Origin of the sequence: Roseburia zhanii (genome assembly GCF_014287635.1) — a bacterium.
GTDB lineage: Bacteria > Bacillota > Clostridia > Lachnospirales > Lachnospiraceae > Roseburia_B > Roseburia_B zhanii.
Genome location: NZ_JACOPH010000045.1, coordinates 1 through 2423, shown reverse-complemented (window position 1 = coordinate 2423; position 2423 = coordinate 1). Strand labels below are relative to the sequence as shown.

Annotated in this window: 3 protein-coding genes and 1 pseudogene; all 4 read right to left on the bottom strand. The window is 37.6% G+C overall.

Annotated features, from left to right (window positions below; translation table 11 throughout):
* Positions 1 to 239, bottom strand: a pseudogene (locus tag H8S17_RS15875) (DUF4885 family protein); the annotation flags it as partial.
* Positions 240 to 298: 59 nt separating this feature from the next.
* A complete protein-coding gene (locus H8S17_RS15870) occupies positions 299 to 1237 on the bottom strand; it encodes a hypothetical protein (RefSeq protein WP_055040310.1) in 939 nt (312 codons plus the stop codon).
* 62 nt (positions 1238 to 1299) lie between these two features.
* On the bottom strand, positions 1300 to 1845 hold the full coding sequence (locus H8S17_RS15865) for a hypothetical protein (protein ID WP_117699276.1): 546 nt from the start codon (positions 1843 to 1845) through the stop codon (positions 1300 to 1302).
* Positions 1846 to 2041: 196 nt separating this feature from the next.
* A partial coding sequence (locus tag H8S17_RS15860; protein ID WP_186867877.1) for a hypothetical protein occupies positions 2042 to 2423 on the bottom strand: 382 nt, incomplete at its 5' end.

The window sequence follows — 2423 nt, the reverse complement described above, 5'->3', positions numbered from 1 at the left end:
GAGGTCACATCACAATATTTTGATTCGATATATGCCATTGGATCAGAATGAGACAAATTTTCTTTGTACACTTTATCATAATGCTCCTGCAAAACTTTTTGTACGAAACGATCTTCCTCTGTAAGTCCATCATACTGATATCCTACAGTTGTACCGGCGCTGGAATTATTGGGCAGCTTGTTTAAATCCCTGCCAGCTGGAATGTTGTTATAATAGTCAGAATTATTTACAGTAACCATATTATCCCCCTGCCTTATATAAGTCTTATAATCTGTATCTTTAAATTCCTCCCGGCATTTTATTCTCTTATTTTAGATGCCAGTACGGTATAAAATTCTTTTTCCTGCTGCAGATATGCTGCCCTTTCCTCTGTAACTGCTGCCAACGGATTTTCTATTCTCTCCAATACTTTGTCGATAGCTGCTAAACAACTTTCTTTCGTTTCACCAAAAATATTGTCATCACCACCTGTCAGAAAATCCTGCTCTACAGATAACTGCGTTAATGTACTGGTTACATCCGTCTGAAATGGATTAAAACCAGTTTCTTCCAATGTTTCCTGCCACGCCGCCTTTACACTCTCCGGCACTGTCTGAAGGTAATAATCACTAATATATGCAATCTGCTTTTTGGTCTTTTCATCTGCAAACTGGTAGATTCTGTTATTCGCTTTTAACTGTTCATATGCCGCCTGCGCATCACTGTTCGCTTCTGACTCATACCAACCATCTTTATTTTTGCTATATTTCATACCATTGACCGTAAAATCTTTGGAAGTGTCTACACCCAGATAAGACATAACATCCGTAATTCCCTCTGTATACCGGGCATATTCCTCCTTTGAATGTGCTACAGTAGTCATTGTCCCACCTGCATTTCGCAGCATGGATGCCAATGCATCTGCCATTCTCTGTGCTTTTACATATGATTGTGTATCATACGGATTATCTCCACCAGAAACCTCTACTCCATGCGCCGTAACCGTAAGCACATGACCTCCATTAACACGGATTCTTTGCCCTTCCGCAATATTAACAGAATTATTCTGTCTGCTAAGTGACGAACTCTTCGCCAATTTTATAGGTGTTTTTAACACTTGAACCAAATCTTCTACCGGATTTAGTAAGTGCTGCGACATCGCCTCATTATAGGTTTCCTTATCTTTAATAGCTGTATTTTTGTAATTAGATGTAAGTCCTCTTGTATTAGGATTAATATAACTTGATATTGACTGCATTGTCTCAATCTCCTTCGTTTATTCTAAATTCTCTTTTCCTTCTATGTCCAAATAACTAAGCCTTATTTATACTTACTATTTGCATTTGGCAAATTAAGATATGTATCCATACTTTTCGTCCAAAGCAACGATAAGTCAAACTTTCCCAATTTGTTTAAATCTTCTATGCTTTTTTTGAACATTGCGATAAAATCTCTTCTGTCGTTAAGTCCCATATTACCAGCTTCAAGCGGCAGAGACGTGAAACCTCCCTGCTTTTCCACTTTGTAATGTGCCTCCAATGCACGCATTTCGACTACTGTAGCATTTGATGGATTAACGTCATTGATATAAATTCTTTGCTCAAACTCTTTCCCGTTTTCATCCACACCTTTCGCTAACACCACAGGATTTTCATCCGTCAAATCATCCGCATATTTAAGACAATAAGAAAGACCTGTTCCATTACCTCCCGTCCACAACATATTATCTGTTGTGAATATCTGATATACCTTTGGTGTTTCTGCCGTATAAAATGTCTTTTCCGCAGATGCAGGTGCTTTCATATAATTACTTTTTTGTTGACCGTACAATGAAGATACGGTATTCAGACCAGAACCAATATACATATTTCTGTTCCTCCAATCAGCTCAAAATTTTCTCTATATGCCAGTCCAGTTTCCGCCTCAACTTTTTTGGATAAAAGTGTTTTCAACACCTAATCCCATATTAACTTTCCACGGTTCTTCTGTCAGTCGGAACCGCACCTGCTCTCTCCTATGGAGTCCAAGCTTACTTTTTCTACTATATTCAAATAACTAAGCCCTATTTATGCTTACTGCTTGCATTTAGATAAGTATTCATATTTCGCATATAAAACATCTGCAAATCATACCTTCCTAATTTATTCATATCCTGTATAACCTTTTCAAAGCTGGATATAAGGTCGCATCTGTCATTTAATCCCATACACCCAGTTTCTTGCGGAAAATAACTGAGACTATTCCCCTTGTCGACGTTATAATATGCCTCCAAAGCACTCATTTCAACATAAGAAGCATTTCTCAAATTAATATCATTAATGTTACTCTTTTCTTCAAATTCTTTTCCATTTTCGTCAACGCCTTTGGCTATCACTACAGGATTATCCTCTGTTGACTCTTCTGCGTATTTAATATAAAACGAAAGACCTGTTCCATTTCCACCT